The organism is Candidatus Burkholderia verschuerenii, assembly GCF_001189365.1.
GTDB classification, from domain to species: domain Bacteria; phylum Pseudomonadota; class Gammaproteobacteria; order Burkholderiales; family Burkholderiaceae; genus Caballeronia; species Caballeronia verschuerenii.
The window spans coordinates 1-4,349 of the sequence record NZ_LFJJ01000290.1 but is presented as its reverse complement, the minus strand read 5'-3'; the positions used below and the strand labels follow the sequence as shown (position 1 = coordinate 4,349).

The 4,349-nt window shown below is 61.3% G+C and carries 4 protein-coding genes, 1 tRNA gene and 1 pseudogene; 5 read left to right on the top strand and 1 reads right to left on the bottom strand.

All coding sequences use genetic code 11. From position 1 onward, the window contains the following. From BVER_RS34775 to BVER_RS27920, 4 genes and pseudogenes are all read left to right on the top strand, one after another. Positions 1 to 125, top strand: a pseudogene (locus BVER_RS34775) (IS630 family transposase); the annotation flags it as partial. A 12-nt stretch (positions 126 to 137) separates the two neighbouring features. Further along, positions 138 to 341: a DNA-directed RNA polymerase subunit omega gene (gene rpoZ / locus BVER_RS27930; protein ID WP_050456014.1), complete on the top strand. Its 204-nt coding sequence runs from the start codon at positions 138 to 140 to the stop codon at positions 339 to 341. A 77-nt stretch (positions 342 to 418) separates the two neighbouring features. Beyond that, a complete protein-coding gene (locus BVER_RS27925) occupies positions 419 to 2,815 on the top strand; it encodes a RelA/SpoT family protein (RefSeq protein WP_050456013.1) in 2,397 nt (798 codons plus the stop codon). Positions 2,816 to 2,874: 59 nt separating this feature from the next. Beyond that, the gene (locus BVER_RS27920; RefSeq protein WP_050456012.1) at positions 2,875 to 3,366 is read left to right on the top strand and encodes a phage protein NinX family protein; all 492 of its coding nucleotides are present in this window, start codon (positions 2,875 to 2,877) and stop codon (positions 3,364 to 3,366) included. 66 nt (positions 3,367 to 3,432) lie between these two features. On the opposite strand, the gene BVER_RS27915 is transcribed toward BVER_RS27920, so the two are convergent. Further along, positions 3,433 to 3,509 (bottom strand) — tRNA-Arg (locus BVER_RS27915). 141 nt (positions 3,510 to 3,650) lie between these two features. On the opposite strand from BVER_RS27915, the gene greB reads away from it, so the two are divergent. Next, on the top strand, positions 3,651 to 4,202 hold the full coding sequence (gene greB, locus BVER_RS27910; protein WP_050456011.1) for a transcription elongation factor GreB: 552 nt from the start codon (positions 3,651 to 3,653) through the stop codon (positions 4,200 to 4,202). Positions 4,203 to 4,349: the final 147 nt, after the last annotated feature.

Sequence of the window (4,349 nt, the reverse complement as noted above, 5' to 3'; positions counted from 1 at the left end):
GCATCGAGCGCTATGTCGCACGCTACAACCAGCACAACCGTCCATTTGTCTGGACCGCAACCGCCGATTCCATCCTTCAGAAAGTGGCTCGGTTATGTAAAGTTATTTCTGGGACGGAACACTAGAAGGAAACAGACATGGCCCGCATCACCGTTGAAGATTGCCTCAAACAAATTCCGAATCGTTTCGAACTCGCGCTCGCGGCAACGTATCGCGCGCGTCAGCTCGCACAAGGTCACACGCCGAAGATCGAAAGTCGCGATAAGCCGACCGTCGTCGCGCTGCGCGAAATCGCATCGGGTCAGGTCGGAATCGAAATGTTGAAGAAGGTGCCCGTTTAAGCGCGCCTGAGTAGTTTTTAGTACCGTTTCATCTTTTCAACCGACGACCAGCGCGTCACACGACCACGGAGGCGATCATGAGTCCGACACCGTTGCCCGCCTCCCTGAACGTGGATCCCGAAATCGAGCCGGATACCGACGCCGCGCTCGACGCCGACAAGCCGCAGGCGGCGCGCAAGTACATCGACGCGGTCCTCGAACAGTCCTTCCGTCATCTGTTCGGTCCGACCGCGACGCCGGAAAAGCCGCGCCGTCACGACGTCGTTTCCATCGCGAAACTGACGAACGCGCTGTCGAGCTATATCGCGCCGGAAGAGATCAAGGAAGTCAAGGCGGCTTTCCATTTCAGCGATGAAGCCCATCTCGGGCAGTATCGCCAGAGCGGCGAGCCGTACATCACGCATCCGGTCGCGGTCGCGGAGATCTGCGCGGGCTGGAAGCTGGACGCGCAATCGATCATGGCGGCGCTGCTGCATGACGTGATCGAAGATCAGGGCGTGACCAAGACGGAGATCGCCGAGCACTTTGGCGCGAAGGTCGCGGAACTGGTCGACGGCTTGTCCAAGCTGGACAAGATGGAATTCCGCAATCGCGAGGAAGCGCAGGCGGAAAACTTCCGCAAGATGCTTCTGGCGATGGCGCGCGACGTGCGCGTCATTCTCGTCAAGCTCGCCGACCGGCTGCACAACATGCGCACGCTGGGCGCGGTGCCGCCGGAGAAGCGCCGTCGCGTCGCGCGCGAGACGCTGGATATCTACGCGCCGATCGCGCATCGGCTCGGTCTGAACAACACGTATCGCGAGTTGCAGGATCTGAGCTTCGCGAATTTCAATCCGACCCGTTACGCCACGCTCGAAAAGGCGGTGAAGGCGGCGCGCGGCAATCGGCGCGAAGTGGTCGGCAAGATTCTCGAAGCAGTGCAGCGCACCATTGCGGATGCGAAGATCAACGCGGAAGTCACTGGCCGCGAGAAAACCATCTTCAGCATCTACAAGAAGATGCGCGACAAGCAGTTGTCGTTCTCGCAGGTGCTCGACGTGTACGGTTTTCGCGTCGTCGTCGAAAGCGCGCTCGAATGCTATACGTGCATCGGCGCGCTGCATGCGCTCTACAAGCCCGTTCCCGGCAAGTTCAAGGACTACATCGCCATTCCAAAGGTGAACGGCTATCAGTCCCTGCATACCACGCTGGTCGGCCCGTTCGGCGCACCGATCGAGTTTCAGGTCCGCACGCGAAAGATGCATGAAATCGCGGAAGCGGGCGTCGCGGCGCACTGGCTATACAAGAACGGCGGCGCCGATCTGAACGACGTGCAGAAGCGCGCGCATCAATGGCTCAAGTCGCTGCTCGACATTCAAAGCGAAGCGGGCGATTCGAGCGAATTCCTCGAGCACGTCAAGATCGACCTGTTCCCGGACGCCGTCTACGTATTCACGCCGAAGTCGAAGATCATGCCGCTGCCGCGCGGCGCGACGGCGCTCGACTTCGCGTATTCGATCCACAGCGACCTCGGCAATCAGTGCGTCGCGGTGAAGATCAACAATGAACTGCTGCCGCTGCGTACCGAACTCAAGAGCGGCGATATCGTCGAAGTGATCACCGCGCCGTATTCGAAGCCGAATCCCGCGTGGCTCGGTTTCGTGCGCACCGGCAAGGCGCGCTCGGCCATCCGTCACTACCTGAAGACGATGCGCCTGAACGAGTCCGTCCAGCTGGGCGAGCGTCTGGTCGATCAGAGTCTCAAGGGCTACGGCCTCGCGTTGTCCGACGTCACGCCGGAAGTGTGGGAAAAGCTCGTGCAGTGGACCGGCAACAAGACGCGTCAGGAAATTTTCGCGGATATCGGTCTCGGCCGGCGCGTGGCGGCGGTCATGGCCAAGCGCATCGAAATGTTGATGAACGGTCTGGACGGCGACGAGCATCCGCATCGCGAGCATCACAACACGAATACCGCGCCGCCGGTGGTCGTCATCACGGGCACGGAAGGCATGTCGGTGCAGTTGTCGCCATGCTGCCGCCCGATTCCCAGCGACGACATCATGGGCTATATCGGCATCGGGCTCGGCATGGCGATTCACACCACCGATTGCCGCGTCGCGCAGCGCATCCACCGGCGCGATCCGGGCCGCTGGATCGACGTCGCGTGGGCGCCTCAGCCGGGCCGTCTGTTCGACGTCGCCGTGAAGGTGCTGGTCAAGAACACGAAGGGCGTGTTCGCGCGCGTCGCGGCGGACATCACCTCGGCGGATGCCAATATCGTCCATATCGCGATGGACGAGGACGTGTCGCAGGAAGCCAAGATGCTGCGCTTCGTCATCCAGGTCAGCGACCGCGTGCATCTGGCAAATGTCATGCGCCGCGTGCGGACCAATCACGACGTCATGCGCATCGCGCGGGAGCGTCCGAGCGACGAGCCGCATCATCGCAATCAGGACGGCGGCATGCGCATCGACCGGGAACGCGCGGACTACTGATTCCGCGCGGGAACGCGGCGTGCACGCCTGTCGATAACCGATAGACAAGGAACGCGGCAATGAAAACCTCCGATCTCGACGATACCGCGCTCGACTACTGGGTCACGCGGGCGCTGCACGACTTCATCCGCGAAATCCACTTCACCGACAGCGGCGAGACGCTCTCCATTCGTGGCAACGATCGCGGCCGGCCGTGGGACGGACGGTTTCTGCCGTCGTCGTCGTGGAAAGCCGCGGCGGTCGTGCTGGAGCGTGCCCGCAATCTCGAGATGACCAATCACGAACGCGGCGAAGTGACGTGCAGCGTGAGCTTCGGCAAGGAGGGGAAGACGGTGGAAGGGCGCGGGCCGTCGCTGCGTATCGCGCTGTTGAGGGCGTTCGTATGCCAGGCGTTCGGCGATACGGTGGAGGACGAGATTCTGCGGCGTCCGCAGGCGCTGGTGGGCTTGCGCGCCGAAACGATCGAGGAATCGAGCGCGGTGACGTCGGTGGAGGATATGCCGTCGCCGAGCATGCATATCGGCGATATCGGTTCGAATCCGCGCGTGTGATAGTTTGTAGATTCGGCGGCGGAAAACAAAAAGGGCCTTCTTCCAAGTGGAAGGCCCTTCGAAAAATGGCGCGGCTGGCAGGATTCGAACCCACGACCCCTTGGTTCGTAGCCAAGTACTCTATCCAACTGAGCTACAGCCGCACGCAGATGCGAAATTATAACGAGGGTTATTGAAAAAGGGAAGGGTTATTGTCCAAAATGCCGTGCCAGACCCGGCGCGACATGCGTGCGTCATGGTAAGTTGTTAGTTCCAAAGCAAATATCCGATCAGCGGTTCGCATCATGAACAAGGCATTTGTTAAAGAGTCGGACGAAAGCGACGACGATCTCGATGTCGGTCAACCCGACGTCCCCGCCGGCACGAAGAACTACATCACGCCGGCAGGTCATCAGCGGCTGCGAGACGAGCTGCTGCAACTGCTCGATACCGAGCGCCCCGAAGTGGTCCGACTGGTGTCGTGTGCCGCGTCCAACGGCGACCGCTCGGAGAACGGCGACTATATCTACGGCAAGCGTCGTCTGCGCGAAATCGACCGGCGTATCCGCTTTCTGGGCAAGCGTCTGGACAAGGCGGAAGTGGTGGACAGCAGCAAGCAGGAGAACGTCGATCAGGTGTTCTTCGGCGCGACTGTCGACTATGCGGGCGACGACGGCGACGTGAAGACGGTGACGATCGTCGGCGTCGACGAGGTGGATCTGGATCGCGGCTACGTCAGCTGGATTTCGCCGGTGGCGCGCGCGCTGATCAAGGCGAAAATCGGCGATACGGTGGCGCTGCATACGCCTGTCGGCATCCAGCAGATCGATATTCTCGACGTACGCTATCCGCGCTGACTGATCGCTGTCTCCAGATGATGATCGGCATAGGGGCGGCCAGCAAGCTGGCCGGTCCCCTGCCACACCACCCTGCCACACCACCCGGCGTGCGGGTCCGCACCGGGCGGTTCGGGAAGTTGAGGTTATGTGAGGCGAGGCATGCCA